Raw genomic sequence first — 26,921 nt, 5'->3', positions numbered from 1 at the left:
AAACGGATGTATTTCGATAGCAGGTTATGGATGATGATGGCGGGGCTGCGGTTACGCGTGGCCGGCGCGGTGGTGCTGGGCTTGCTCGCTATGGGCTTTGGCGTGATGCGCTTCGTCTTTCTCGGCCGGGTTCTCGCGCTCGCGTTCAAAGGTGCACCACTGCAACAGATTGCGCTCGCCGCAGCCGCTACGGTGGCCTGCATGCTGCTGCGGGCCGCACTCGATCATCGCCGCGTCGTGCTGGCCCAGGGCACGGCTGGACGAGTGCAGTCGGTGCTGCGCGCACGCCTGTTCGACCGCATCGCCGAGCTTGGCCCCGCCTGGTTCGGCGCCGAACGCACCGGTGGCGTGATGCTTGCCGTCATCGACGGCGTGGAGCAGTTGCAGACTTTCTTCGGCGCTTATGTGCCGCAACTCGTTATCGCAGCTTGCGCGCCGGTGGTGATCTTCGCGGTGCTGGCCTGGTGGGACGTGCCCACCGCCGCCGTGCTGCTGGTCGCCGCGCTCGCGACGCTCGCACTGCCGATGCTGGTCCACAACGCCGACAAGCGCGCGGCCATCGCTCGCGCGGCGGCGTTCAAGGCGTTCGGCGAAGAGTTCCTCGATGCGGTGCAAGGTCTGCCCACACTCAAGGCATTCGGCCAGAGCGGTGCCTTCGCGCAAAAGCTCGCGGGTCACGCGCGAGCCTTGTCCGGAAGCACGTTCTGGGTGCTCGCCCTGGGTCTGCTGACCCGCTTCTTTACCGATCTCGGCACCGGGCTGGGCGCGGCGGCTGCCATCGCGGTAGGCGCCTGGCGGGTGCGTCACGGCGAGATGAGCCTTGAAGCCTTGCTGATCATCCTGATGGCCGGCACGGAGATCTTCCGTCCGCTGCGCGATCTGCGGTCGGTGCTGCACTCGGGCATGATCGGACAGTCGGCGGCGAACGCTATCCACACGTTGCTGGAGGCCCGTAGCGATGCTCCGGCTGCGCTCGGCGCGCAGGTCCCGGACCTGACGCCCAGCATTGCATTCGACAGCGTCGGCTTTGCCTATCCGGGCCGCCGAGCCGATGCCCACGCCGGGCTGAGCTTTACGATTGCCGCCGGCGAAACGGTGGGCATCGTCGGGCCGAGCGGGGCGGGGAAATCGACCATCCTGCGCCTGCTGTTACGCCAGCACGATGCACAGGCCGGCACAATCAGCATCGGCGGTCACGACATTCGCACGCTGAATCCCGACCAGGTGCGCGGCATGATTGCGATCGTCGCTCAGGACACCACGCTGTTCGACGGCACGATCGCCGATAACCTGCGGCTCGGCCGGCACGATGCCAGCGACGCGGACATGATCGCCGCAGCGACTGCGGCCAATATCCACGACTTCATTAGCGCGCTACCCGACGGTTACGCGACGCGCATCGGAGAGCACGGCGCCACCCTCTCCGGCGGACAGCGCCAGCGCATCGCGATTGCCCGGGCGTTGCTGCGCGACGCGCCGATCCTCGTACTCGACGAGGCGCTTTCCGCAGTCGATGCGGAGAACGAAGCGGTCATCCAGCAAGCGCTCGACCGCTTGATGCGCGGTCGCACGACGCTGATTCTCGCGCACCGGTTGTCGAGCGTGATCGGCGCCGACCGGATTCTCGTGCTGGAGCAGGGGCGCGTGGTGCAGAGCGGCACGCATGCCGAGTTGATCGATCGTCCGGGGGCGTATCGCCGTCTGATGGGACCGCAGGTCTCAGCGAGAGGCGAAGCGCCGGCTGTGATCGAGCGGGTACGGACCGCGGCAGTTTCGTCGGGGCCGCAAGTGCGAGCGCTCGCCGAGGATGCCGCGGCGATCGGTTGGGGCGATACATTGCGGACCTTGTTGCGCTTCGTTCGACCATGGCGCACGAAGCTGACGCTGACCGTGCTGTGCGGCATCGGCCGTGTCCTGAGCTTCATCGGGGTTGGCGTGCTGGCTGCGCTGGTTGTGGCCGGCGTCTCTTCGGGGCGGCCAGTCCTCGCGTTGACCATCGGACTGCTAATTGCTGCGCCAGTTGCGGCGACGCTTCACTGGCTGGAATCCTGGCTCGCCCATGACATGGCTTATCGTCTGCTGGCGGAAATGCGCATTGCCTTGTTTGCGAAGCTGGAGCGTCTCGCGCCCGCGTATCTGCTGCGTCGCCGTTCCGGCGACCTGGTGGCGCTGGCCACTCAGGACGTGGAGACCGTCGAATATTTCTATGCCCATACCGTGGCACCGGCATTCGTCGCAGTGTTGATTCCCGCTGGCGTGCTCGCATTGCTCGCATGGGCGGCCTGGCCGCTCGCGCTCGTGCTGCTGCCTTTCCTTGCGTGGGCCGGTCTCACTCCGGTCTTCGCGCGCAGCAAGATCGACCGTCTCGGTGGCGAGGCACGCGCTGCATTAGGACAGCTTGGCGCGCATCTCACGGAGACGATCCAGGGCCTCGCCGAACTCGCCGCTTTCCAGGCCACGGGGCGCCGCCGCGCAGTGTTTCTCGCGGACCTTCAGGCTTACCAGAAACAGCGCTCCGCTCTGCTTGACGATCTGTCGCGTCAGAGCGCCGCGCTGGAAATCGCGACCGGCCTCGGTGGACTCGCCGTGGCCTTGCTGGGCGCCGTGCTTGCTTCGCGCGGCTGGTTTGCCCACGAGTGGCTGCCGTTGCTGGTGCTGGTAGCCGTGGCCGCCTTCATGCCTGTCGCCGAGATCGGTCAGGTGGCGCGTCAGTTGGCCGATACGATCGCCTCCACGCGCCGCTTGCATGTAGTCGAAAGCGAGAACGAACCGGTGACCGACGGCGACCTCCCGGTGCCGGCGAACCCGCCCATCCACATCGAAGCGTTGACGTTCTCGTACCCGGGACGCAGCGTGCCGGCGCTGGACCGCGTGAGCTTCGCCGTACGTCCGGGCAGCACTGTGGCGCTGGTGGGTGCATCGGGGGCAGGCAAGTCGACGGTAGCGAATCTGCTGTTGCGTTTCTGGGATCCGCAGCAAGGCGCAATCAAGCTGGGCGGCACCGATTTACGCCAGCTGCGCCTTGACGATCTGCGCAGCCACATTGCGCTGGTGGCGCAGGACACCTATCTGTTCAACGACACGCTGGAGGCGAACATCCGTCTCGCGGGACGCGACGTATCCGACGAGGATGTGCGCCGCGCACTGGATCGGGCAGCGCTGAGCGAGTTCGTGGACCGCTTGCCGGAGGGACTTGCAACCCGGGTGGGCGAACGCGGCGTGCAGCTGTCTGGCGGTCAACGTCAGCGGGTGGCGATTGCGCGGGCATTCCTCAAGGACGCGCCGATCCTGATCATGGACGAGGCGACTTCGCATCTGGACACGATCAGCGAGCAGCAGATCCGCGCGGCGCTGGAAGAGCTGATGGCGCACCGTACCTCCATCATCATCGCGCATCGTCTGTCGACCATTCAGAACGCGGACACCATTCTCGTGATGGATGGCGGACGCGTGGTCGAGGCCGGTAGTCATGACGAACTGCTGGCTGCGCGCGGTGCCTATGCAAGGCTCGTCGCGCACCAGTCGGGCGTGGTGGCCGCTTAATTGGACGTATGCGCTGGCATCAGGATGCCAGTACAGCGGTGTAGGGCGGTGGCCAGCGACGCGCGCCCGCAAACGGGCGCGCGTCCGGCCTTAATGCGTTATAGATACCTTGAAGGCAGACTCGTAAGTCAACTGGACGTGCTCGTGGCGCGCCAATGAATTCATCACGGTGACGAGATCCGGCTGGCTCACCTTCACGGACTGCGCCGTGCCGGTCCGGTCGGCAATGGTCAGGAGATTCAGCTTGCTGTTGATCGCCGTGACTTCCACCACCCCGTCATAGGTTCGCACTGCGCGAAAACCGTCCTGGCCGGAATCGGCTGCCGATTGGGTCACCTTGACGCTGTGCGTCAAGCGCGTGAGTTTGGCACCCTTCATGGGAGTAAGCGCGGTGACGTACGGCTCCAGATAGGCGATGGCGACTTTGTTGCCTACGCTAACCCGGTCGAGCACGTCGCTATGGTCCTTCGCGTTCAGACTCAGTTCGCGGCCGCTTTTGAGCGTCACGACAATGATCGAATTCTTCTTGTCGATGAAACTCACGGTGCCGTTTGCGTGGTCAACGGTTTTGTCGCTTTGTGAACTGACGGCCGCTGCCGAAGCGGCTGCCGGTTCCGAAGCCGTGCTGTCGGCCGCGGCGCAGATTGAAAGCCACGAGGACAGACCTAGTACGACCGCGATTGCTGCGGATCGCCGTGCTACGGAAGAACGATCACTGGACTGATAAAACATTAGTGCCCCCCTATCTATATGCGTTTCCGGTCCACGAAAGACGCAGCATCGATACGTCTCGCGCTTGACCCCTGAAATGCAGGTTCGAAATGTCAATTCCATCCTGACGGCACCGGAAACGTTTCATGCCGGCTTCTTGCGCCGCAGGATGCGGTGTAACGGTACCACGTTCCGCCAGCGGGCTTACCAATCGAAAGCTTGTCAGGTGCTCGATAACGACGTGGTGGAAGGGTATCTGGAGTGGTTCAGATCAGAGGCAAGCGAGAAAGGGCGGACGGAGGTCGGCAAGGACGACGGCATCGTGATCGACCGGCTGTTCACCTGAGGTTCGCGATCTATATCACAGCGTGAAAAAACCTTCACGTGTCCGAAGCCGGAACGACACCTCTTCCTGCCTATTCTGAATACGCAACTTCGGCAACGGTCCAATTCCATCGCGACACAGGCCGTCTTGCCGCAGGGCAATATTAGACACTGGAGGAAGACACCATGAAGACCCCGTTGAAGTACGCATTGCCCCTCGGGCTGATGATGGCCAGCGCCTGCGCGATGGCCTCAGGCCAGCTCACGCCGCACGAGTGCAACTCGTATCCATTCAAGCACACGCAGGGAGAGGTGACGCACCGCGACATGATCCGGGAACTGCGCGAACTGGAGTCCGTCGGGTACCGGCCTTCGACTGACAACTATTCCCTCGATATCACCGATGCGCGGGCGCGTTTGATGGCGAAGTACGCTACGGACTGCAAACCAGATCAGAACGCCACGGCGGTACCGCCGTCGAACAGCTGATTCGTTTCAGGCTGCGGGTAAGGGCGTCGCGCCAGGCGTTCGATGCCTGCGCGCGCTTACCGCGTTCGTGTCAGGCGCCTGCGTGCTCCATCCAGCCAGCGATGGCGTCGACCACCTCGCCCTCGATCCCGTAGTAGCCGTGTGGTGACAGCGAGGCACACTGGTTCGACGAATGCGCCGTGCCCCCTTGCACGAATATCACGGTGCTGTGCGTATTGCGCATCGACTTTGCAATCGCGTCGGCCATCGAAGGTGGTGCGACCCAGCACTGATCGTCCTTGTTCGCGACCACGAGCGCGGGTACGTGCACGTCATCGGGATGCGCGTCGAAGACGGTCTCGTGCGAGGCGCCGAGGATCGACACCGATTCGGTCAGGATCACGCCCGCAAGTCGCGAGCCTTTCTCGTGTGAAGCCGCGTTCATCGCTGCAATCGACCCCTGGCTCGTGCCCATCACCCAGACGGGGACGTTGGCCTGCTCATGAGCGAAGGCCACGATCTCCCGCGTTACTTCAGCGTAGGCAGCGGTGCTGCGCTTGCCGCGCATCGACTCATGGTCGATCGCGTCCACCAGCACGACGCCATAACCCTTGGCTTTCCATAGGTCCCGCGAGCGAACGACGAAATTGTCGCCGTGTTTGATCACGCCATCTTTCTCGATGCCGATGTCGTCTGCGCCGCCCGGAAACATCACGATGATGCCGCGCGGTTCCGAGGGCGGTGCGTCGTATAGGACCCGCTGAAAGCCACCGTCTGCAAGCGGCAGGTCCCGCACGAGGACACCGCCTTGCGACGCTGCGCTGATGGCCTCCTCGTTCGCCGGGTGGGGGTGATGGGTCTCGAAGGTGGATGCATCAGCGGCAACGGACAGCGTGCAGAGAACGGCAGCAACGAGGGCCGAGCGAAGGCGGCCAGTTTGATGTGAGAACACGCAAAGCCTCTAGGTCGGGTATCTTCAGGACTTCCTTGCCATCCCGTGGATGACACATGCGAGGATACGAGACAGCGCGCCAAATTGAAAATACATGTGAACGACGGTTGCCATATTTTCAGTGTATGGCAATCTGGCGCAAAATAGACTCAAGACAATCAGCCCGCCTATCATGCACTCACACGAATCTCTTCAGAAGCTGGACATTATCGAAGCCGATCAGCTCGCCGATCATCTGCCGGCGCAGGTCATCGCTCATTTGCCACCTAATGGTGTCGTCGTATTCGCCGTCAGCGACGACGCCTCGGATACGGCCGCGTTCAGCGAGCGTTATGGTTTCGGCCTGGAAGACTGCGCGAATACCATCGTGATTCGCTACAGGAAGGATGGCGGCGAGCACTATGCTGCGATTGTGACGCTCGGCTCGTTGCGGCTCGATATCAACGGTGCGGTCAAGGCACACCTCGGCGCGCAGCGGCTCTCGTTCGCCAGGCGGGAGGTTGCGGTCGAACACAGCGGCATGGAATTCGGCGGCATCACGGCGTTTGGAGTGCCTGACGACTGGCGCATTCTCGTCGATGCTGCGGTGATGGAGCGTGAGCAGGTCGTGATGGGCGCCGGTGTGCGCGTGGCCAAGCTGTTGTTGCCGCCAGCGGTGTTGCGCGGTTTGCCAAACTGCGAGGTTGCGCAGTTGACGTTGCCTGCGGAGTAGGCGCCGTTGGCTGCGGCTGCGTGGTTACGTGCTCACGAGATGAGCGCGGCGACGATCTGTCTGCGCAGCGCCTGGTCGGGATAGTCACCGATACCGGCGTGCACGTTGTCAATCATGTATTCGGGGCGTCCAGTGCCGGGGATCACGCAGGTCACCGCCGGATGCGCCAGCACGAACTTGAGCAGAACCTGGGCCCATGAGGTGCAGCCGATTTGCGCGGCCCATCCCGGCAATGGGCGCCCGTGCAGTTGCGCGAGCAGGCTGCCGCCGCCGAACGGCTGATTGATCACCACACCTATGCCTCGCTCGGCTGCCAACGGCAGGATGCGTTCTTCAGCGGCGCGATCGTCTGCCGAATAATCGATTTGCACGAAATCGAGTTTCTCGCTGCGCATGATGGCCTCGACTTCGTCGAACGCACCTGAGGTGTAGTGTGTGATGCCGAGATAACGGATCCGTCCGCTGGCTTTCCAGTCGCGCAGCGTTGCCAGTTGCGTGCGCCAGTCGAGCAGGTTGTGAATCTGCATCAGGTCTATATGCGGCTGCTGCAGGCGCCGCATCGACTCTTCCATTTGCGCAATGCCTGCTTCGCGGCCTTGCGTCCATACCTTGGTGGCGACGAACGCTTTCTGGTGGGCGGCGAGTTGGGTCAGCAAGGTGCCGGTTACCGCCTCGGAGGTGCCGTACATGGGCGATGAATCGATGACGGAGCCGCCGGCGGCGAACAGTATGCGGAGCACTTCGGCTAGCCGTGCCTGGGCGGTGAGGTCGTCGCCGACGTCGAAGGTGCGCCATGTGCCGCAGCCGACGACGGGGAGTGGTTCGCCGGTGCTGGGGATTGGGCGTGTATGCATGGATGGGGTGGGTTGCGCTTTGAGCAGGGTGCTAAGCGGCGCGGTCAGGATGGTGCCTGCGGCGAGGCGCAGCAGGGTGCGGCGGGTTGGGTGTGGGGTCGTTCGTGCTGGGGTCACGCCTGCCTCCTTGCGTCCGGGCGTCGTTCGCACGGTAAGTTGCGCGACGCCATACCTGATGCTCTCACGAAACGGCCGCCCATGACGGGAGGTGCCCGTGCGCGCGGCACCTGCGCAACCTCCACGCGCCTCATAAATCCTCCACCACATCAACGGCTTGCGAAGTTTGCCCGGTAGTTGTCCACATCCTTATGAACGGTTTCTGTGGAGAACTTTGTCGCGCAGCGCACCGGTCCCGCAAGCGTTTGATCCGGGCTACTTCATCCCCCGTCAACGTCCTATAGGACAACTCCGATTTGATGTGATTCGTTGTTTTCGGCTCAAGAACGGCGGCCCGTTTGACCCGGGTTGTTTCATCTGGCGCTAGATTACGCGGTCGTTAAAAGCGGCGTGCGGAATAGACCTGATGAACAAGAAAAACTTTCGACTTGTGTATAACCGCCTGCGCGGAATGCTCGTGGCTGTCGAGGAAACCGCTGCGGCATCGGGAAAGGAAACTGGGCAGACCACGGCACGCAGTGAAGAATCACAGGGCGTGATTTTTACGCTGCGACAGGTCGCGTTTGCCGCGCTTGCCCTGCTTGGCACGCTGCCTTCCTGGTCGGGTGCGCAGATCGTTCCGGGTGGCGCTAACGCTCCATCCGTCATCCAGACACAGAACGGTTTGCCGCAGGTCAACGTCAACCGGCCCTCGGGTGCGGGTGTCTCGATGAACACCTATGGTCAGTTCGACGTGCAGTCGAAAGGTGCGATCCTGAACAACTCACCGGTGATCGTGCAGACGCAGCAGGCGGGCATGATTAACGGCAATCCGAACTTCGGCCCCGGCCAGTCGGCGCGCGTCATCGTCAATCAGGTCAATAGCAGCGCGGCGAGCCAGATCAACGGGCATCTTGAAGTTGCGGGCCAGCGCGCAGAGGTGGTCATTGCTAACGGAAGCGGGATTTCCGTGAACGGTGGCGGCTTCATCAACACGTCGCGGGCCATCCTGACCACCGGCACGCCGAATTTCGCGCCGGACGGCTCGCTCGCGGGCTTTAACGTGACGGGCGGCAACATCAGCATCCAGGGCGCGGGACTGAATGCGGGCGACACCGATCAGGTCGACCTGCTGTCGCGCGCCGTGCAGGCGAATGCCGCGATCTACGCGAAGAACCTGAATGTCGTGACCGGTGCGAACAGCATTAGCCATGACACGCTCAATGCAACGCCGATTGCGGGCGACGGTCCGGCGCCGGGTGTCTCCATCGACGTGAGCCAGCTTGGCGGGATGTACGCGAACCGGATCGTGCTTGTGGGCACGGAGAATGGCGTCGGTGTGTCGAATAAAGGCGTGCTGGCGGCGCAGGCGGGTGATCTGGTATTGAGCGCCAATGGGCTGCTGACGCTGGCCGGGCAGACCAATGCAAGCGGCAACATGGCGCTCGCGGCGGCGGGCGGCATCGACAATAGCGGGACGACGTATGCGCAGCAGGGCGTGAGCGTCAACACGTCTGGCGCGCTGACGAACAGCGGTGTGCTCGCGGCGCAGCAGAACACGACGGTCAACGCGGGCAGCGTGGCATCGACCGGCACGCTCGGCGCGGGCGTGAACGGCGACGGCAGCCTTGCGCAGACGGGCGATCTGTCCGTGACGGCGGGCGGCACATTGACCGCGACCGGACGCAATGCGGCAGGCGGCAATGCGTCGCTGAACGGCGCGGCGGTCAATCTCGCCGGCAGCAGTACCTCGGCCAATGGGTCACTCCAACTTGCAGCCAGCGGCGGCGACCTGAACCTGTCGGGCGCGACCCTGACGGCGGGCGCCGCGCTGGACGCGCGCGCCTCTGGGACGCTCACGAATGATGGCGGTGTCCTGTCCTCGGGCGGCGCACAGAGCGTCACGGCGGGCGCGCTGTCCAACCGCAACGGGCAGATTGTCTCGGGCAGCACGCTTAACGTCGCGGCAACAAGTGACTTGCAGAACCAGGGCGGCACATTGCAGGCAGCCGGCGCACTTTCGGTTAGCGCCGGCTCGCTCAACAACACAGGCGGTCATGTTGCTGCGCTGGGCGCGGACGGCCTCACGCTGACGGCGGTTGGTCTGCTGAACAATGGCGCGGGCGGGACCATCGGCGGCAACGGTAACGTGAACGTGCAGGCCGGACAGATCGCGAACGCGGGCTCGATCACGGCGGTGCAGTCGCTGATTGCCAGTGCCGTGCAGACGCTGTTCAACAACGGGACACTCGCGGCGAACGATAACGTGACCGTGTCCGCAGGCTCGACGCTGACCAACGCGAATACCATCGCGGCGGGCCATCTGGCCACGCTCACTGCGGCATCGTTCGACAACAGCCACGGCAGCCTCGGTGCGGACCAGATCGCACTGCATGCGGCGAACCTCGTCAATCATGGCGGCACTATCACGCAAACCGGCAACGGCGCGACGACCATTGATGTAACGGGCACGCTTGAAAACTCGGGCGGCACGCTGCAGACCAACAGCGACGGCCTCGCGCTTGGTCCTGCTGTGCTTGTGAATGACAACGGCACAATTGCCAGCTCCGGCACCGGCACGCTGTCGATCAATACCGGAACACTGTCGAACAATGGTGGCACGATCGCGACGAATGGCGCGCTCGATGTCCACTCGGGTGCGGCTTCGAACCGGGGTGGCACGCTGGCCGCGCAGACAGATGCGACTTTGCACGTCGCTTCACTGGACAACAGCGCGGGCGGCTACCTCGGCGCGCAGACCGTTTCGCTCACAGACTCGGGCGCACTGAACAACGCAGGCGGCACGATCCAGGCGAACGATGCGCTGTCGGTCTCCGCGCAGTCGGTCGCCAACGATGGCGGCTCCATCGCGAACGGCGGCACCGGTGCGACGACGGTTGCGGCAAGCGGCTCGGTCACGAACACGGCCAACGGCCTGATTGGTGGCAATGGCGACGTGTCGGTGTCGGGCGGCAGCGTCGGCAATGCGGGCGGCACCGTCACAGCGGGTGGCGCGGCCACGGTGCAGTCCGGCAGCATGCTCGATAACCGGGCTGGCCTGATCCAGGGCACGGACATCGTGTCGGTGTCGGCTCTGGGCGCTATCGACAATACCGGCGGGCAGATCGAGGCAGGCGGCACGGCGGCCACGCTCGCGGTCACAGGCGCGTCGCTCGACAACACGAACGGCCGCATCGCCAACACCGGATCGGGCGCGACGACCATCAGCGCGGCCACCATCGCGAACAGCAATACGGGCGGTGTCGCTGGCGCGGGCACCATTGGCGGCAACGGCGACCTGACCGTGAATGCGGCCACGCTGTCGAACACGAACGGCGCGCAGCTCGTGTCGGGTCACGACCTGACGCTGAACATCGCGCAGCTCGCGGACAACACGAGCGCCACGCTGTCGGGTACAAATAACGTCACGCTGAACGGCCCCAACGCAGGGGTCATCAATGTGGGCGGTTCGATCCACGGCAACGGTGCGATTGCGCTGAACACGGCCTCGCTCGACAATACCTCGGGCCGGATCGGCAACGATACCGGAAGCGGCGGTTCGATATCCGTCAATGCCGGTACGCTCGCGAACCAGGACGGCGCAATCGGCAGCGACCAGAACCTGAGCGTCACAACCAGCCAGCTCACGGGCGATGGCAGGATCATCGCCGGTAACGACGGTACGGTCACGGTCAACGGCGATTACACGCTCACCGGCGGCAACCAGATCCAGGCCAACAACAACCTGATCTTTACCACGGGGGGCGCTTTCACGAACCAGGGCACGCTCGGCGCGGTGAACGCGCTGACGGTGAACGCGGCGAACGTGGACAACCAGGCGGGCGCGGACCTGAATTCGTCGGCTACGACGGTCAATGCGGCGAATGGGATCACCAACGAAGGCCGCATCGAAGGTGACAATGTGACGACACATAGCGCGTCGCTGACCAACACCGCAACGATTGTCGGCAATACGGTTACGCTCAATGCCGGTCTGATCGCCAACACGGGCGCTGCCGCCGTAATGGCCGCAGCTTCGCAACTGAATCTCTATTCGCCCGGCGACATTTCGAACACGGGCGGCGCGAACCTCTTCAGCCTCGGCGACATCAATATCGCGGCGGATGGCACGCGCGATGCCAACGGACTGCTCGCCAACCGCAGCAATTCCGTCACCAACGACCAGTCCACCATCGAGGCGCAGGGCAACATCGAGATTGCCGCACAGACGCTCACCAACGCGCGCCCCGCGCCGACGGTGGAAACGGTGACAACCGATGTCGATACCGTCCACCAGACCAAGCGAAGCAAGTACATGGCCTGTACGACAGAAAACGCCGACAAGAGCTACTGCACGCAGGCCATGTGGGACGACGGCTACATCGCGCCGATCAACGCGACCTTCTCCAGTTCAGACGTCGTGTCGCAGACCACCGGCCCAAACGCGACGGACAAGGTGCCGGTGGTGAACGTCAACGGCCAGCCGCAGACGATCTACTACAACACGCTGACGACCAACACCGACGGCACGATCACCGTCAGCTACTGGGACGGCTACGATCCGAACGTCAATTACGATCCCGGCACCGAATACGCTTCGCGCAACGACGCCCACAAGGGTTACCAGCGCGTCGAGATCGCACGCGACACGACCACCACCACGCAGCAGGACCAGGTAACCGGCCCGCAGGCGCAGCAGGCGCAGATCATGGCGGGCGGCAACATGGTGCTCGCCAACGTTGGCACGCTGAACAACGCGTATAGCGCCATCGGCGCGGGCGGCTCGATCCAGATTGGCAGCGCCGACGCAGCCGGCGATGTGGCGAGCGGCAACTATGGCGGCACGCTGGTGAACAACATCGGCCAGACGCTCTACCAGTACCAGACGCAGGACATCGTTTCGACCTACGCATGGAACGAGAACATTTCGCGCGATGTCGGCACCGTGGTTGAGCCGTCGATAGTCCTGTCCCCGGTTGCCATTGGCGGAACGGGTGGCACGATCATCGCGAACAACTCGGTGCAGATCGACGCAACCGACATCAACAACACCAACGTGGCGGCGGCCAACTCGGCAACCGGCGCGACGGGCGGCACACTCGGGGCGAATGGAACCGTGGGCGGCATCACCGGCACAGGGGCGCAGACCGTCAACCTCGCCACCGGCCAGACGCAGACCATCAACGCGCCGCAGTCGATTGCCGGACCGGACGGCGCACTCAGTATCACGCTGCCGTCGAGTGGCCCGTACACGTTCAACGCGGCCCCGGGCGCGTCATATCTCGTCGTTACCGATCCGCGCCTGACGAGTTACGCGAGTTTCATTTCGAGCGACTACATGCTGGGAGCGCTCGGCCTCGATCCGTCGAAGCTCATCAAGCGGCTGGGCGATGGCGTCTACGAAGAGCAGATGGTGCGCAACCAGATCACGCAGCTCACAGGCCACGTCTACCTGCAGGGCTACACGAGCAACGAGGACGAGTACCGCGCGCTGATGAATAACGGCGTGAACGTCGCGAAGGAGTTCAACCTTGAACCGGGGCTGGCGCTAACCGCTGCGCAGATGGACGCGCTGACGAGCGATATCGTCTGGCTGGTCAGCCAGAGCGTCACGCTGCCGGATGGTACGACGCAAACGGTGCTGGCGCCGGTCGTCTATCTGGCGCACGCCCATGCGAACGACCTGCAGCCGACCGGCGCCCTGATCGCCGCCGATGACGTCGAGATTCACGCCACCGGTAGCGCGACCAACTCAGGCGTTATCAAGGGCGGTACGCAGACCGTCGTCGCCGCGACCAACATCCTGAACCGGGGCGGCTCTATCGGCAGCAGCACGGACAACGGCACGACCGTGGTGTCCGCGACGAACGATGTCGTCAACGCGTCAGGACGCATCACCGGCAACCGGGTTGCCGTGCTCGCCGGTCATGACATTGTGAACACGACGCTGGTGGATACGGTTGGCGTCAGCTCGACAGTGGGCAACAGCAAGGTCAGCCAGAGCCTGCTCGGCGCACAGGGCACGATTGCATCGACCGGGGACCTGCTGGTGGTGGCGGGCAATGACCTTTCGGTTCATGGCGCGAGCATCGCAGCAGGTGGTAATGCGCAGATCGCAGCGGGTCACGATATGACGGTGGATACCGTGCAGTCGGACACGTCGCAGTCGGTGACGAAGAATGCGGACCATCATTGGGAAGCCAGCAGCACGATCAACCAGACTGGCGCGATCACGGCAGGCGGCAGTCTCGCGATGCAGAGCGGCAACGATACGACGCTCAAGGGCGCGACGATCAGCGCGGGTGGCGATATGGCGGTGGTCGCGGGTGGCAACCTGACGGCGACGACCGTCACGAATACCGCGACCTACAACAACGTGGCAACGGACGACAAAACCCGCAAGCAGGCCGACCGCAGCTACGACGAGCAGGCGGTCGGGACGAGCCTGGCCGCGGGCGGCAGCGCGACGCTCGCGGCCCTGAGCGCCGATCCGGCGAAGGGCAATGTCACGCTCACCGGTTCGTCGCTGGCAGCGGGTAGCGGCGCGGCAACCATTGCGGCCACGGGTGACGTGACTATCAACGAAGGCCGCGAGGAACACGATTCTTACTCGGCGACCGAATCGAAGCGTGGCAGCAGTTTCCACGGCTCGACCACCGACACAATGCAGAATACGCAGGCGAACATCGGCGTGGGCAGCACCGTGTCCGGCGACACGGTCACGGTTAGCGCAGGCAAGGACCTGGGCGTCAAAGGCTCGACCATCGCAGGCACGAACGACGTGGACCTGGCGGCGGCGGGCAACGTGAACATCACGACCTCGCAGGACACGCAGAGTACATCGAGCTATTACCAGAAGCATGAGTCCGGCTTTGGCACGAGTGGCGGGATCGGTATTTCGGTGGGCAGCAGGACGCAGACCGACACGGCCAACACCACTCAGGTAACGAATACGGGCAGCACGGTCGGGTCACTGAATGGCAGTCTGAACATCACCGCAGGCAACGACCTGCACGTTACTGGCAGCGAGCTGGTTGCCGCGCAGAATGTCACCGGCACCGGCGCTAACGTCACGATTGACTCTGCCGTCGATACGATGCATCACGACGAGACGCACGAGGTCAAACAGAGCGGCTTTACGCTCGCGATCAAGGCCCCGGTGATTGACGCGGTGTCCAACACGGTTGACCAGGCACATGCGGCGAGCCACAGTCAGGATGACCGTGCTGCGGCATTGCACGGCATGGCGGCGGCGAGCGGTGCAATCGATTCGGTTGGTGCGGCTGGCGGTGCGCTGGGCCAACTTGCCAACGGACAGACGCCATCTGCGAAGGTCGAACTCAGTTATGGCAGCAGCCACAGCAAGAGCAGGTACACCGAGGACAGCACGACCAATCGCGGCTCAAGTGTCACGGCGGGCGGCACGGCCGCGTTCGTGGCGACCGGAGACGGCACACCTGGAAGTGGCAATGTGACGATTGCGGGTTCGAACGTGAACGCGAATGACGTGATCCTGGCGGCAAAGAATCAGGTCAATCTCGTGAACACGACCGATAGTGACTCGACGCGCAGCAGCAATGAGTCCAGCAGTGCGAGCGTGGGTATCTCCTATGGCACGCAGGGCTGGGGAGTCGATGCATCGATGTCGAAGGCGCACGGCAACGGCAACAGCGATGCCGCCATGCAGAACAACACGCATGTGACGGCGGCCAACACTGCAACGATCATTTCGGGGGGCGATACAAACATCATCGGATCGAACGTCAACGGTCGCCAGGTGAACGCTGATGTCGGCGGCAACCTGAACATCGCGAGCGTGCAGGACACGATGTCGAGCGCCGCGCATCAGGAGAGCACGGGCGGTGGCTTTGCGATCAGCCAGGGAGGCGGCAGCGCGAGCTTCAGCCATACCAACGCGAATGCGAACGGTAGTTACGCGGGCGTGAATGAACAGGCTGGCATCCAGACGGCTGACGGCGGGTTCAATATCAGCGTCAAGGGCAATACCGACCTCAAGGGCGCGGTGATTGCAAGTGATGCGGACGCGTCGAAGAACAATCTCTCGACGGGCACGTTGACCTTCAGCGATATCCAGAATCAGTCCAGCTACGACGCGCACTCGGGTGGCTTCAGTGCAGGCGTGACAACGGGTGACGGTGGCGCGAACTACAGCACCCACGGCCCGGGTTCAACGGCGAACGGGCCCAATGCAGGCGGCGGTGCGCCGATGTTGAGCCAGAACGACAGCGGCAGTGACAGCGCGACCACGCGTAGCGGCATCAGTGCGGGCACGATCGGCGTCACCGACGCAGCCAGCCAGACGCAGGACATCGCGAGCCTGAACCGTGACACGTCGAACATGAACGGCACGGTCGCCAAACTGCCGGACGTGAACAACCTGCTGGACCGTCAGGCGGACATGATGGCGGCGGCAAGCGCTGCGGGTGAAGCGGTGTCGCGGCGCATTGGTGACTACGCAGACGCACAGGCCAAGGCAACGGGCGATCCGGCATGGGCAGAAGGCGGTGCATATCGGGCAGAAATGCAGGCCGCAGGCGCGGCACTCGTGACCGGCCTTGCAGGTGGAAACGCGCTCGGTGGTGCGGCAGGAGCGGGTATCGCGTCGATTGCAGGGGGCGAGCTGAACAAACTAAGCGGCGCAATTGCAGGATTGAACCCGACCGGTAACGCCGACATCGACACCGCGCTCGGCAACATCGTGGCGAACGCCATTGCTACGGGCGCGGGTGCGGCAGTCGGCGGCAATGCAGGTGCATTCGAAGGCTATAACGTTGACCGGTTCAACCGGCAGTTGCATCCCGACGAGCGACAGTGGGCGAAAGATAACGCCAAACAGTTTGCCCAGTTCTACGAGGAGAAGACTGGCCAGTCGATCACGGCGGATCAGGCGCAGAACATGTTGCTGGCGAACGGTTACCGTCTGGTCGATGCAGCAGCAAGCAAGGGGCCTGGTGGCGATGCAACTGCGGTGGCGTTTATCAGTCAGAACGCAGGCGGCATGTTCACCGCTACTTCAGCCGAGTACAACAGTCCTTTCCTCTATGGAAACAAGGATGGTTCGTTGACGCCGGAGCAACGGGCTTTACCGGGAGCTGTAGCTAACCCTAAACTCGGCCTCGCAATTGCGGGAGCCTTGGCCGCACCAGCGGTCCTTCCTGCACTGGCAGCAATACCGGGTGCGCCGATCTTCGGGATTGACGGGGCATTGGGTTCGACTGCATGGACTTCGGCGGTGGGGACCGGCGCGATTAGCGCGGGGATCAATGCAGGCTCGCAGTATTACCAGAATGGGACGGTCAATCCCATTGACGTGGCCATTGCTGCGATATCGGGAGGCGTTGGCGCATCCGGCGGGCTGGGATGGAACGTGTTCGTGAATGGCGTGGGTGGTGCGACAGGCACGGCGATCAATAACGCCGTATATGGTAAGAGCGACAGCGTCATATTTGGCGGCGCAGTGAGCGGCGCTGGCGCGGCCTTCGGTTATGGTGTTGGCAAAGGCATGGAGACAGGGATCAACTCCATCCTGCGGCCAACGATCAACAGTTCGGGCTGGGCGGATGTCGGAAAATGGGCTGGGCCGTCGGGGTTGAACTTCCTTATACCGAACAATCTACCAACTATCGGCTCTTCTGTTGGCGGAGGCTTCGGGTCGGAGTTCGGCAATGCTGAAATCAACAGCATCAAAAATCACGTGGATGGCAAGAGATGATTCGGTTGCTAGTTCTCTTTGTTTATGCCTTCGCTATCTCGCTGCTTGGTGTGGCGGCCATGAAGGTCACGATTGCTTACATGGCGAAGTTGTTTTATGGTGGCAGTCACCTATGGGGCTGGCATGATGCTGAAGATGTGTTTGTTAAGGGTTTTTTATTAGGTTCAGTCTTCTGTGTGTTTGCAGTCGTGCAATATCTCAGGGTAAGAAATCGGCTGTAGCAGTACGGTTCAACTGGCAGTTGCATCCCGACGAGCGACAGTGGGCGAAAGATAACGCCAAACAGTTTGCCCAGTTCTACGAGGAGAAGACTGGCCAGTCGATCACGGCGGATCAGGCGCAGAACATGTTGCTGGCGAACGGTTACCGTCTGGTCGATGCAGCAGCAAGCAAGGGGCCTGGTGGCGACGCGACTGCGGTGGCGTTTATTAGCCAGAACAGCAACGGCCTGTTCACAGCGACGCCAGCGGAGTACAACAGTCCGTTCCTGTATGGCAACAAGAACGGTTCGCTGACACCGGAACAGAATGCATTGCCAGGCCACGACGCGCATCCACGGATCGGCGTGGCGGCAGGCGCGGGCGTTGGCTTGGTCGCACTTGGTGCTGTTGCTCCAGCGGTTGCTACGGCTTGGGGGCTGGGTACAACATACGACTTTGTGGGCGATGCGATCAGTCACGCGATGGGACTATCATCCGATACGCCGAACGTTACGAAGTCGTTCACGGTCGGCGGGATAACTGGGGCGATGACACCTCTTCTGTTGCCGCTCGATGTTCTAGGCACGGGTATGGCTAGCAAGGTTGTTGTTGGGGGATACAACGCTGCGGCAGGCGGGGCAGGAGCGTTCGGGGCAACAGCTATAACGAATTCCGGGAATGCGGATTTATCTGGTGGTATAGGAGCAGGTTCCGCTGTGCTTGGAACGGTAATGACGACGATGATGCCTGGCCCAATGGGCAACTTCTTAAACCAGATCAATCAAATCCTATCCGGACCGACGCAGAACGCAATCACCAAAACAGTTGATAAGAAGGGTGGCAAATGACGCAGGCGGAACAGCGGCGCAATATATATCGCCGAGCGGCTATAGCCTATGCTGCCGCTTGTGCATTACCATTCTTCATCCTGCTTGTGTCCTTGGTAAAAGGTGCCGGTTGGCGTCCGGTGCTCATAGGCTTGCCAGCATATGTGACATTCGTCGGTGCAGTTACCTATCAATTTACCAAGGAGCTTCGTGCGCTGAAGTATGAGGAGCGTGAGGCGGAAGAATCTCCGAGCATTGAAGATCATTAGCAACAAACCCGGCGCTGGCCGGGTTTGTTGTTTGTGAGTTGTTCATTTGCGTCTGCTGAGTCGTTGCCGCGTGGCTTCGGCTTCTGGCGCGCTCATATACCTGCCGGCGACCAGGTAGTCATAGTCGGGTGTGATGGTGATGTGCCGGTACCGGTAACCGATGCTGAACAGGACCTGGTTCCCTGGCAGGAAGCCAGCGTGTTCGAGCATGGTATGCGATGTAATTGAGATGGGTGCAATGCGTCCTCTGGCAAACTCGCGCCTTCTGGCCAGAACCCGTGTCGGGGCAAAAAATTGCGGATGGAAACGCGCATCATGGAAAACCGGTTTGCAAGTTCCTGTCGCGTCAGGAGAAAACCTGTATCGACAACGGCGGGCGTGTCGGGGTGTGGTGTTCGATTCAACCGGCAACTGCACCCCGAAGAAAAAACAGTCGCCAAGCACTCGCGGATAAGAGCGGCGGCAAATACACAGAGGCGCAGATTGAAGACCAGATGCGCATCATGGGTGCAACCTCGAACGGGACCAACGAGTCGGGCGCACCGACGACCTTAATTGGTCAGGCACCCACGGACTCTGGTGCACAGTGGATGTCGGCAGGAACAACCGCCGACGGCAAGCCGGTCCCGACACAGATAACGGCACTGGCGAATCCGGAGTTGCAGTCATATATTCTGTCGAACTATGCGACCGACGTGCCGGGCACAGTTTCATACAGCCCGTTGTCCGGCTCGAAGTCATCAACTATAACGGGACCGTTTACCAAGTTCGACAAGAGCGACGCGGACTTTATGCGTAACACTACGGCAGATGCGTCGGGGATGGTCTCGACTAACGCTGGACGTGTGTCGGCCCTTGCAGCAGCGGGTGCGGCATTAACGCCTTGCTCATTGGTTTGTGAAGGTGTCGCATACACTGGAACAGTCATAGGTATCGCTGCAGATGCGGTTGGGCAATTGGCTAGACCGAATACCGGGCAGTACCTTTTTAACGGATCAACGTCTATTGCATCGAACTACATATCAGCGGCATCGCCCGTGCTAACCCCTGCTGTGAATGAGTTGGTGAATCAAGTAAACGGAAGTGGCGCGGCTACGAACATGCAAGACAAGATAAATGCCATTTTTGGACCTCAAAGTTCCAAGGTGAAAAAATGAAGGTCAAATTCATCGACAACGGCAACTTGGCCGCATGGCTTCGTTTGACGCTAATCGTTATCGGAATAGGGCTTGCCGCGGTCGCGCTTGGATGTGAACTCCCGGTTTTTTGGGCGAGAGCTTTTTTGTTAGTTGGCTTTTTCTCAGTGCTCGTGGGCGGAATGACCAGTCGAGCTAAATTGCTTAATATCAAGCCCTTCGATAATAGCTACAAGAAAGCGCGCGATAGCTACAAGTCGAAAGATGACGGGAGCGGCAAATGAGCTGCTGAGACAGCAGCAGGCTAACGATGCCCGCTGTTGCGTGTCGTATCGAATCACGGAATGAAACACCGATGAAAATCCGAAAGAGGCTGGCGGTGCTGCCGCTCACAGCCCTGGTGTCGCTCGCGTCGAACGCGCAGCATGCGCCGACGCCGGCCGATGAAGCCGCCGCCGCCCGGGCCAACGCCGAGCAGAACCAGCAGGTCCAGCAACAGCTCGACGCACAGCAGCGTGACGCAACCGTGCAGGCACCTGCCGTGCGTTCGACCCTTCCCACATTCGAGGGCTATCCGCTGCTGCCGGTCGAGACACCATGCTTCCGCATAGGCAAATTCGCGCTCGATGTCCCGACAACGCTGCCCGCTGCCGTGCGCAGCAGGGGAGCGTCGGCCCTATCACTGGACCTGTTCGCCTTTGCGCGCGAATGGCTCGATCACTACAGGGGCCAATGCATCGGCAGGTCCGGCATTGACACACTGACGAAGGGGCTGCAGCAGGCCATCCTGAGCCGTGGCTATGTCACGACGCGCGTGCTTGTCCCGCAGCAGGACCTATCCAGCGGCACGCTGGCCCTTGCGCTCGTTCCTGGCGTCGTCCACCAGCTCCGTCTTGCGGACGCTGAGACACGGGGCACCCTTAAATCTGCATTCCCCGCCCGCGACGGCGACCTGTTGGACCTGCGCGACCTTGAGCAGGGCCTGGAGCAGATGAAGCGCGTCGCGTCGCAGGACGTGGACATGAAGATCGAGCCGACCAATACTCCCGGCGAAAGCGATGTCGTGGTGAGCGTGAAGCGCGCGAAACCGTGGAGCTTGGTCGCATCGGTTGATAACTCGGGTACGGATGCGACCGGCAAGTGGCAGGGCAACGTGAGCCTTGGCATCGACAATCCGCTGGGACTCAACGACATTTTCACGGTCGGCGCAAATCAGGACCTGTCGTTCGGCAACAAGGCGCTCGGCTCGCACGGCTTCAACGGTTCGTACTCGCTGCCGTGGGGATACTGGACGGCAACGCTGTCTGGCAACACGAACACCTACTACCAGAACATTGCGGGCGTGAACCAGACGTTCGTGTCCAGCGGTAACTCGCAGACAGCCGCACTGAGGCTCGCGCGCGTACTAAGCCGCAGCCAGAGCGATGTATTCGGCGTGGAGTTCCAGCTATCGAAGCGTTTCGGTGAGAGCTTCATTGATGACAAGGACATACCGCAGCAGCGGCGCAACAACACGTTCATCGAAGCGGGCCTGACCGACCGGCACTACTTTGGCGCGTCGCAGTTCGACGGCACGCTTGCGTACCGTCAGGGGATTGGCGGGCTGGGCGCGACGCCTGATCCGTACCCCGACGGTCCCACTTACCGTTACCACATGGCGGTGCTGGATGCGAACCTGTCAGTGCCGTTCGCGGTCGCGCAACACAGCTTGCGCTACGTGACGACCGTTCACGCGCAGTTCACCAACGACACGCTGTTCTATCTGGACGACCTGACCATCGGCAGCCGTTACACGGTGCGGGGCTTCGACGGCGAAACTATGCTGGCGGCAGAAAAAGGTTTCTATTGGCGCAATGAGTTGCAATGGCCCATTGGCCAGACGGGACAGGCGCTGTACGCGGGGATCGACTACGGTCGCGTGTTCGGGCCGAACACGGCGTTTCTGGCCGGAACACAACTGGCGGGTGCGGTGATCGGCATACGCGGTGGTCTGCCTTCGCGCTTTGTCGGTCTCTCCTACGACCTGTTCGCCGCGACGCCGGTCTACAAACCCAGCGGTTTCCCGACCTCGCGCGTGACGGTGGGAGTGCAGGCCATGGCTCAGTTCTGAGTGGGACCCAATTTTTAACTATGCTTTTTTGCGAGCCAACCATGCTAAGTAAATTTGCGATTGCAGCGTTGTGCGTCTCGTTGTCGGCGTGCGCGATTGACTATTCGAAATTTCCCATACTCGATACGAAAATGTCGGGAAATCTAGAGGAGATGCCAAGACTGTACGGTAACTACAAGGTGACGGATGCGAGCAATTTCCAGAACAGAATTGGCCGTGTAGAGATTTATGCGAGCGACAAGAACAAACCTCTTTTTAAGCTCTATGACAAGAGCGGAAAGCTGCTCGGTGGCTTCAGTCCACGATCGTGCACACTGGCATCCGACGAACTTTCTTGTGGAAAAAGTGCGCTCGTCTTGGGCGACTACCCTTACGTTTCGTTGAAGGAACTTCCCAATGGCGAAAATTATCCGCCTACGCCCACTGGCGTGTTCACACCGGTGCGGACGATGTCCGTCCTGCCAGACGGTTATCGGATGGCTTTTCGATGGGATTACCAGGATCGACTTGGCTATCTTGCCCTTCAGAAACTCGAATAGATCGCGGCTGCATTGCATGTTCCCGCGTCACAGCCGGAGTGTAGGCTACGGCGCAGTGCTGGCGTGCCGTGGGGGGAACGCGGGGGAATGGATGTTTGAGGGCGGGAGGGGAAAGAAGTTTGCCCCGCACGCCGACCGGAAAGGCTTATATAGCGGGGCTGTTTATCGCAGGGCGTGATTTATCCACATCCTTATGAACGGAATGTGTGGACAACTCGTACCCCGGCGTTCCTGCGCGCCTCATCCCCAAACCTGCGCCAATCAATATAAACGGTATATACTGTTTATATTGATTATGACATGGAGATGAAAATGAACGAACCTAGCCTGAAAAAACCGACCAAAAAGACCTTCCACTTTCCGAAGAGCGCTACGGAAGGCGTAACGGCCGATGCCAGTCAAACCGACGCAGTGGTGGAAGTAACCGCGAAACCCGAGAAGACGAAGGGAACTGCAGCACCGAAGGCATCGCGTCGCAAGTCCGTTGAAAAGGCCGCTGCCGCCTCGAAGACCGAGGCCGCAGTGAAAGAAAAAGCCGCTCCGAAGGCCGAAGCCGTAGCAAAAGAAAAAGCTGCACCGAAGTCCAAGGCCGCACCGAAGCAAAAATCCGCACCGAAAGAGAAGGCTGCCGACGCCGGGGTAGTTGCAGCTGAAAAGCCGAAGCAAGCCAAGAAGGAAACCGCGAAGAAAGCGGTCGCGAAGACGGACGTAGCGAAAAAAGAAGTGGCGAAGAAAGAAGTCGCCAAGAAAGAAAAAGTCGTCCGCGACAGCTTCACGATGCCCAAGTCCGACTATGCAAAGATCGCCGTCCTGAAACAAAAGTGCCTCGAAGTCGGCATTTCGGTGAAGAAAAGCGAAGTGCTGCGCGCCGGTCTGCTGCTGCTCGAAGGCGCAACCTCGCAACGCCTGCTGGCTGCGATTTCGGCGGTCGAAACTGTCAAAACCGGTCGCCCTGCAAAATCGTAATTTGAAGTCGTAACGCAGGGTCGTATCGGCAAATAGGCAAATGGGCACAGAGGAAAAGACGCAAAGAACTTCGCGCTCGTCCTGATCGTATCGTTCGCCGGCGGCAATCCCGTATACCGCTTCCGGGGTCACGCAAGTGACACTGCACTTCACTATCGTGAAGAGGCTCACTCCTATCGTGGAGTGAGCCGTTGCACATACCGGAGACTTCCATGAGCGATCAACACGAAGTTCATCACCATCACCACGAAGCAGCCAAGCATCTCGATTCAGCGGCCAAGCATCATCGCGAAGCAGCGAAGCATGCTGAGGCAGGCGATCACGAGGCAGCAAGCCACCATGCGCATCTCGCCCATGGTCACGGGCTGCACGCTGGCGAGCACGCCGAGCATGCGGCCAAGAAGGCGGCGCATCTGCATAGCGGCCATTAATCGATTTAGCCGCTGCTAAAAGACAAACGGCGCACCCTCGAACCGGGTGCGCCGTTCTGTTGTGCGGACCCTTATTTGATCGACTGGATCTGCGCCTGGCTCAGCTCCCACGTATGCGGCGGCAGCGGAATGAAATGCACGGTGTCGAGGTACGCCTCATTGGTTTCGGACGGCACGATCGACCACAGCAGGAAGCGGCGCACCGCCGCAGCCGTCGTCGGATCGGGCTGTTTTGTCGAGACCACCGCATACTCGTAGTTGACGAGCGGGTAGGACCCCGAGGCCGGCGCATACACCAGACTGAGCCGTTCGTCGGCCGGCGTGCGCGGACCCAGCGAAGCGGCGCCCGCCGTGATCGTCTCCTTGGTGGGCAGCACGAATTCCCCTGCGCCATTCTTGAGCGCAGCGGTGCCGAGTTGCGCGGCTGCCAGTTTGTCGCCAAAGCTGACACCCACGTAACCAATCGAAAAGGGCGTGCTCTGCAGTGTCTGCACCATCCCTGCATTGCCCGTCGCCGTCAGGCTGCCCGGTACGTTCGGCCACGAAATTGTCGTGCCGTAGCCGTTGGCGTTTTCCCAGCTATCCGTTGCGAACGACAGAAACTGGGTAAACACGAACGTATCCCCTGAACCTTCGGCCCGGCGGATCGGCACGATAGCGTGATTCGGCAACGTTACGCCCGGATTGAGCGCGGCGATCTGCGGCGCATCCCAGTTACGGATCGTCCCGCTGTAGATGCCAGCCAGCACCGGCCCATCCAGCTTCAGATGCGTTGCGTTGAGACCGGGCACGTTGTAGTTGACGGTCTGCGCAGCGATTGCCAGCGGCACGTTGATGATCTGCGGATGTTGCCGCATCTCGGCATCGGACATATACGCATCGGACGCTCCGATATGCACCTTGCCCGCCAGCACCTGCTGGATGCCGGCTTCGGAACCCGTGCCGGCAACGGTGATGTGAACGCCGGGATGCGTCTTCGTGTACGCGTCCACCCAGGTCGTGAAGAGCGGGTACAGCAGCGTCGAGCCGGTCTCGTTCAGCGTGAGGTCTTGTGCATTGGCCAACGCGCCCGTCATCACCGTGAGCGCCGCCACGCATAGCGGCGCGGCAGCGAAACGCTGCCAGCGCAGGCGTAGTGCAGGTTTTTTAACATCGTGATTCATGCATCTCTCCGTCGCATTGCTGGGAAGCCATCGTTTATGTGGAGCAACAAAGGCGGTACAAAGACGCGTCTATTGGCCAATCTCGTCCAGGCTCACACCATTCGTTTCGATGCGGAATAGCCAGGTCACCACGGCGCCGAGAATCGATGTGGCCACGAGGATGTAAAGCAGCGGCCCAGTGCCGATGCCCGTCAGCAGAATCGGGAACAGGAACGCAGTCGCCACTGCGCCGATCTTGCCGACCGCCGCTGCGAAGCCTGCGCCTGTGCCGCGAATCGCCGTCGGGAATACTTCGCCCGCCAGCAGATAGGTCTGCGCGTTCGGTCCCAGGTTGGTCATGAAGTTGAACAGCATGAAGCCGGCGAAGATGACCGCGGTCTTGGTCGAGCCTTCGAATCCATCGGAGAACGAAGCAAGCAGCAATCCGGCTGCGCAGCCGACGAACCCGACCACCTGCAACCAGATCCGGCCAACCTTGTCCGCCAGAATGACCGCGAAGATGATGCCGACGATCAGCAGCATCGTGATCAGCGCAGCGCCCTTGGCAGCGAGGATGTCGTTGAGGATCAGGTCGGTGATGCTGCGCACGTGGTCCTGCTTGGCGCCGAACGCGGCGCCCAGGATCGTCGGCGTGAAGATGCCGATCCCGTACGTGCCCAGATCCTGCAGGAACCACGGCACCGAGGCGAGAATCGTCGCGCGCAGATTGCGCTTGGCGAACAACGCCATAAAGCTGCCGTGACCGTGACCGGTGGCGGCATTATCGATTTCGCGCGACAGCGCGATACTGGTCGGATATTGCGGCGTGCGCACGAGCAGGCGTGTAGCAGCGGCTTCCGCACGGTCGACTGCGCCGCGGATATGCAGCCAGCCCGGGCTCTCGGTGATGTAAAAGCGGCCGATGGTCACTGCCAGCGCCGGGATGATCGCGGTGCCATACATCCAGCGCCATGCATCGAGGTTCGGGACAGTCGACAGCACGAGGAAGCCCACAGCGGTGCCGCCGAGTGCGCCCAGCGCCTGGAAGCCGAACGCGGCCAGCACCAGCTTGCCGCGACTGGTACTCGGGATGCTTTCGGAAATGATCATGTGCGCAGTCGGGTAATCGCAGCCGAGCGCAACACCGAGACCGAACAGGCAGATCACGAGCGAGAGGAAGTTGGTGCAGACGACCAGCAGCACGAGGAACGCTACGAAGATGATCATTTCGACGATGAACATCCGCTTGCGCCCGAAGTAATCGGACATACCGCCCAGACCCACGGCGCCCACCAGAATCCCCATCAGGCTCGCCGCGCTGATCAGACCGTTCTGCGCAGCACCGATGCCGAATTCGCGCGAGATCAGCGGCAACGCCACACCGGTCATGAAGACCACGAAGCCTTCGAAGAATTTGCCGGCTGCTGCGAGCGCCCAGATGCGCCATTGCATGCCGGTCATCGGGACGGAAGGAAGACGTGTGCCGTCTGGCCACATCGGACGCTCGTCGATGTACTGCTGAACCGACTTCACGGCGGCGCGCTGCACGCTGTCGGTGTCTGCCACATCATGCATATCACTCTCCTTGTGGTGTGTTGCTAATGCGCTCGCGTTGGAGTGCAGTTCGATGAGCGGAGCGCTACCCTCGCACGGAATTGCGATGCCAACGTGCATGGTGCCGCGCGCGGGTGTCGTGCGGATGACAGGCTCCACGGCAGGGCGCTCGCCAGGGGAAACCCCATCTCTGCGGGAGTGCTAAGGGATCAGCGCGGGATCGATGGAAGACGAATGCTGCGATGCAACGGGGTGCGTGTGTCCGCAACTAAACGGCGAACAGCACGCCGAGATTGGCGTCATTCAGGTTAACGACGCAAATGTAGGGATAACGTAATCGAAGCGCTCGACGTT

Annotated in this window: 20 protein-coding genes; 15 read left to right on the top strand and 5 right to left on the bottom strand. The window is 61.7% G+C overall.

The window, feature by feature from the left end:
- The first annotated feature begins 6 nt into the window (after positions 1-6).
- Positions 7-3,543: an ABC transporter ATP-binding protein gene (locus P3T24_RS15880; protein ID WP_429435913.1), complete on the top strand. Its 3,537-nt coding sequence runs from the start codon at positions 7-9 to the stop codon at positions 3,541-3,543.
- A 90-nt stretch (positions 3,544-3,633) separates the two neighbouring features.
- Here the strand turns inward: P3T24_RS15880 and P3T24_RS15875 are convergent, their stop codons facing one another.
- Positions 3,634-4,086 (bottom strand): hypothetical protein, encoded by a 453-nt coding sequence (locus P3T24_RS15875; protein ID WP_429287501.1) that lies wholly within the window; start codon positions 4,084-4,086, stop codon positions 3,634-3,636.
- On the opposite strand from P3T24_RS15875, the gene P3T24_RS15870 reads away from it, so the two are divergent.
- The 3 genes from P3T24_RS15870 to P3T24_RS15860 all read left to right on the top strand — a co-directional run bounded on the left by P3T24_RS15870 (position 4,070) and on the right by P3T24_RS15860 (position 5,067).
- Positions 4,070-4,267, top strand: a complete 198-nt coding sequence (locus P3T24_RS15870) for a hypothetical protein (RefSeq protein WP_429435910.1) — start codon at positions 4,070-4,072, stop codon at positions 4,265-4,267. The genes P3T24_RS15875 and P3T24_RS15870 overlap by 17 nt on opposite strands.
- Positions 4,268-4,339: 72 nt before the next feature.
- Positions 4,340-4,600 carry a hypothetical protein gene (locus tag P3T24_RS15865; RefSeq protein ID WP_429435907.1) on the top strand — a complete coding sequence of 87 codons (261 nt, stop codon included), beginning with the start codon at positions 4,340-4,342 and terminating at the stop codon, positions 4,598-4,600.
- Between the two features lie 164 nt (positions 4,601-4,764).
- A complete protein-coding gene (locus P3T24_RS15860; protein WP_429407736.1) occupies positions 4,765-5,067 on the top strand; it encodes a DUF4148 domain-containing protein in 303 nt (100 codons plus the stop codon).
- 70 nt (positions 5,068-5,137) lie between these two features.
- Here P3T24_RS15860 and P3T24_RS15855 read toward each other — a convergent pair whose 3' ends face one another.
- Entirely contained in the window at positions 5,138-5,998 is an 861-nt protein-coding gene (locus P3T24_RS15855) for an alpha/beta hydrolase (protein WP_429435905.1), read from the bottom strand.
- Between the two features lie 172 nt (positions 5,999-6,170).
- Between P3T24_RS15855 and P3T24_RS15850 the strand changes: the two genes are divergently transcribed.
- Complete coding sequence (locus tag P3T24_RS15850; RefSeq protein WP_074266127.1) at positions 6,171-6,710, top strand: YbaK/EbsC family protein; 540 nt, start codon at positions 6,171-6,173, stop codon at positions 6,708-6,710.
- Positions 6,711-6,742: 32 nt separating this feature from the next.
- On the opposite strand, the gene P3T24_RS15845 is transcribed toward P3T24_RS15850, so the two are convergent.
- Entirely contained in the window at positions 6,743-7,681 is a 939-nt protein-coding gene (locus P3T24_RS15845) for an aldo/keto reductase (protein WP_429435903.1), read from the bottom strand.
- A 406-nt stretch (positions 7,682-8,087) separates the two neighbouring features.
- Here P3T24_RS15845 and P3T24_RS15840 point away from each other — a divergent pair, with 406 nt between their 5' ends.
- The 10 genes from P3T24_RS15840 to P3T24_RS15795 all read left to right on the top strand — a co-directional run bounded on the left by P3T24_RS15840 (position 8,088) and on the right by P3T24_RS15795 (position 23,871).
- Entirely contained in the window at positions 8,088-17,393 is a 9,306-nt protein-coding gene (locus tag P3T24_RS15840; RefSeq protein ID WP_429435901.1) for a hemagglutinin repeat-containing protein, read from the top strand.
- Positions 17,390-17,614, top strand: coding sequence for a hypothetical protein (locus P3T24_RS15835; protein WP_429435898.1), 225 nt, complete (start codon positions 17,390-17,392; stop codon positions 17,612-17,614). The genes P3T24_RS15840 and P3T24_RS15835 overlap by 4 nt, the downstream gene beginning before the upstream one ends.
- Positions 17,615-17,634: 20 nt before the next feature.
- A complete protein-coding gene (locus P3T24_RS15830) occupies positions 17,635-18,441 on the top strand; it encodes a hemolysin (protein ID WP_429435896.1) in 807 nt (268 codons plus the stop codon).
- Positions 18,438-18,689 carry a hypothetical protein gene (locus P3T24_RS15825; RefSeq protein WP_429435893.1) on the top strand — a complete coding sequence of 84 codons (252 nt, stop codon included), beginning with the start codon at positions 18,438-18,440 and terminating at the stop codon, positions 18,687-18,689. The genes P3T24_RS15830 and P3T24_RS15825 overlap by 4 nt, the downstream gene beginning before the upstream one ends.
- A 278-nt stretch (positions 18,690-18,967) precedes the next feature.
- The gene (locus tag P3T24_RS15820; RefSeq protein WP_429435890.1) at positions 18,968-19,846 is read left to right on the top strand and encodes a hypothetical protein; all 879 of its coding nucleotides are present in this window, start codon (positions 18,968-18,970) and stop codon (positions 19,844-19,846) included.
- The gene (locus P3T24_RS15815; RefSeq protein ID WP_429407718.1) at positions 19,843-20,109 is read left to right on the top strand and encodes a hypothetical protein; all 267 of its coding nucleotides are present in this window, start codon (positions 19,843-19,845) and stop codon (positions 20,107-20,109) included. The genes P3T24_RS15820 and P3T24_RS15815 overlap by 4 nt, the downstream gene beginning before the upstream one ends.
- Before the next feature lie 71 nt (positions 20,110-20,180).
- Positions 20,181-21,935 carry a ShlB/FhaC/HecB family hemolysin secretion/activation protein gene (locus P3T24_RS15810; RefSeq protein WP_429435888.1) on the top strand — a complete coding sequence of 585 codons (1,755 nt, stop codon included), beginning with the start codon at positions 20,181-20,183 and terminating at the stop codon, positions 21,933-21,935.
- A gap of 41 nt (positions 21,936-21,976) precedes the next feature.
- Positions 21,977-22,474: a hypothetical protein gene (locus P3T24_RS15805; RefSeq protein WP_429407714.1), complete on the top strand. Its 498-nt coding sequence runs from the start codon at positions 21,977-21,979 to the stop codon at positions 22,472-22,474.
- 312 nt (positions 22,475-22,786) lie between these two features.
- Positions 22,787-23,440 (top strand): hypothetical protein, encoded by a 654-nt coding sequence (locus P3T24_RS15800; protein WP_429435885.1) that lies wholly within the window; start codon positions 22,787-22,789, stop codon positions 23,438-23,440.
- Between the two features lie 212 nt (positions 23,441-23,652).
- On the top strand, positions 23,653-23,871 hold the full coding sequence (locus tag P3T24_RS15795) for a hypothetical protein (protein WP_429287507.1): 219 nt from the start codon (positions 23,653-23,655) through the stop codon (positions 23,869-23,871).
- 71 nt (positions 23,872-23,942) lie between these two features.
- On the opposite strand, the gene pstS is transcribed toward P3T24_RS15795, so the two are convergent.
- Positions 23,943-25,034 carry a phosphate ABC transporter substrate-binding protein PstS gene (gene pstS, locus P3T24_RS15790; RefSeq protein WP_429407710.1) on the bottom strand — a complete coding sequence of 364 codons (1,092 nt, stop codon included), beginning with the start codon at positions 25,032-25,034 and terminating at the stop codon, positions 23,943-23,945.
- 69 nt (positions 25,035-25,103) lie between these two features.
- Complete coding sequence (locus tag P3T24_RS15785) at positions 25,104-26,588, bottom strand: MFS transporter (protein ID WP_074265147.1); 1,485 nt, start codon at positions 26,586-26,588, stop codon at positions 25,104-25,106.
- Between the last annotated feature and the right edge of the window lie 333 nt (positions 26,589-26,921).

Source organism: Paraburkholderia sp. GAS33, assembly GCF_050436645.1.
Classification (GTDB): Bacteria; Pseudomonadota; Gammaproteobacteria; order Burkholderiales; family Burkholderiaceae; genus Paraburkholderia; species Paraburkholderia phenazinium_B.
Note: the sequence above shows the minus strand (reverse complement) of the source record. Positions and strands in the feature narration are given on the sequence as shown.

What these genes read in the sequence shown, in the direction of transcription:
- P3T24_RS15860 (WP_429407736.1), top strand. Translation starts at nt 4,765, where the DNA reads ATGAAGACCCCGTTGAAGTACGCATTGCCCCTCGGGCTGATGATGGCC.
- P3T24_RS15800 (WP_429435885.1), top strand. Translation starts at nt 22,787, where the DNA reads ATGAACGAACCTAGCCTGAAAAAACCGACCAAAAAGACCTTCCACTTT.
- P3T24_RS15785 (WP_074265147.1), bottom strand. Translation starts at nt 26,588, where the DNA reads ATGCATGATGTGGCAGACACCGACAGCGTGCAGCGCGCCGCCGTGAAG.
- P3T24_RS15850 (WP_074266127.1), top strand. Translation starts at nt 6,171, where the DNA reads ATGCACTCACACGAATCTCTTCAGAAGCTGGACATTATCGAAGCCGAT.
- P3T24_RS15835 (WP_429435898.1), top strand. Translation starts at nt 17,390, where the DNA reads ATGATTCGGTTGCTAGTTCTCTTTGTTTATGCCTTCGCTATCTCGCTG.
- P3T24_RS15825 (WP_429435893.1), top strand. Translation starts at nt 18,438, where the DNA reads ATGACGCAGGCGGAACAGCGGCGCAATATATATCGCCGAGCGGCTATA.
- P3T24_RS15795 (WP_429287507.1), top strand. Translation starts at nt 23,653, where the DNA reads ATGAGCGATCAACACGAAGTTCATCACCATCACCACGAAGCAGCCAAG.
- P3T24_RS15815 (WP_429407718.1), top strand. Translation starts at nt 19,843, where the DNA reads ATGAAGGTCAAATTCATCGACAACGGCAACTTGGCCGCATGGCTTCGT.
- P3T24_RS15840 (WP_429435901.1), top strand. Translation starts at nt 8,088, where the DNA reads ATGAACAAGAAAAACTTTCGACTTGTGTATAACCGCCTGCGCGGAATG.
- P3T24_RS15810 (WP_429435888.1), top strand. Translation starts at nt 20,181, where the DNA reads ATGAAAATCCGAAAGAGGCTGGCGGTGCTGCCGCTCACAGCCCTGGTG.
- pstS (WP_429407710.1), bottom strand. Translation starts at nt 25,034, where the DNA reads ATGAATCACGATGTTAAAAAACCTGCACTACGCCTGCGCTGGCAGCGT.
- P3T24_RS15880 (WP_429435913.1), top strand. Translation starts at nt 7, where the DNA reads ATGTATTTCGATAGCAGGTTATGGATGATGATGGCGGGGCTGCGGTTA.
- P3T24_RS15805 (WP_429407714.1), top strand. Translation starts at nt 21,977, where the DNA reads ATGCTAAGTAAATTTGCGATTGCAGCGTTGTGCGTCTCGTTGTCGGCG.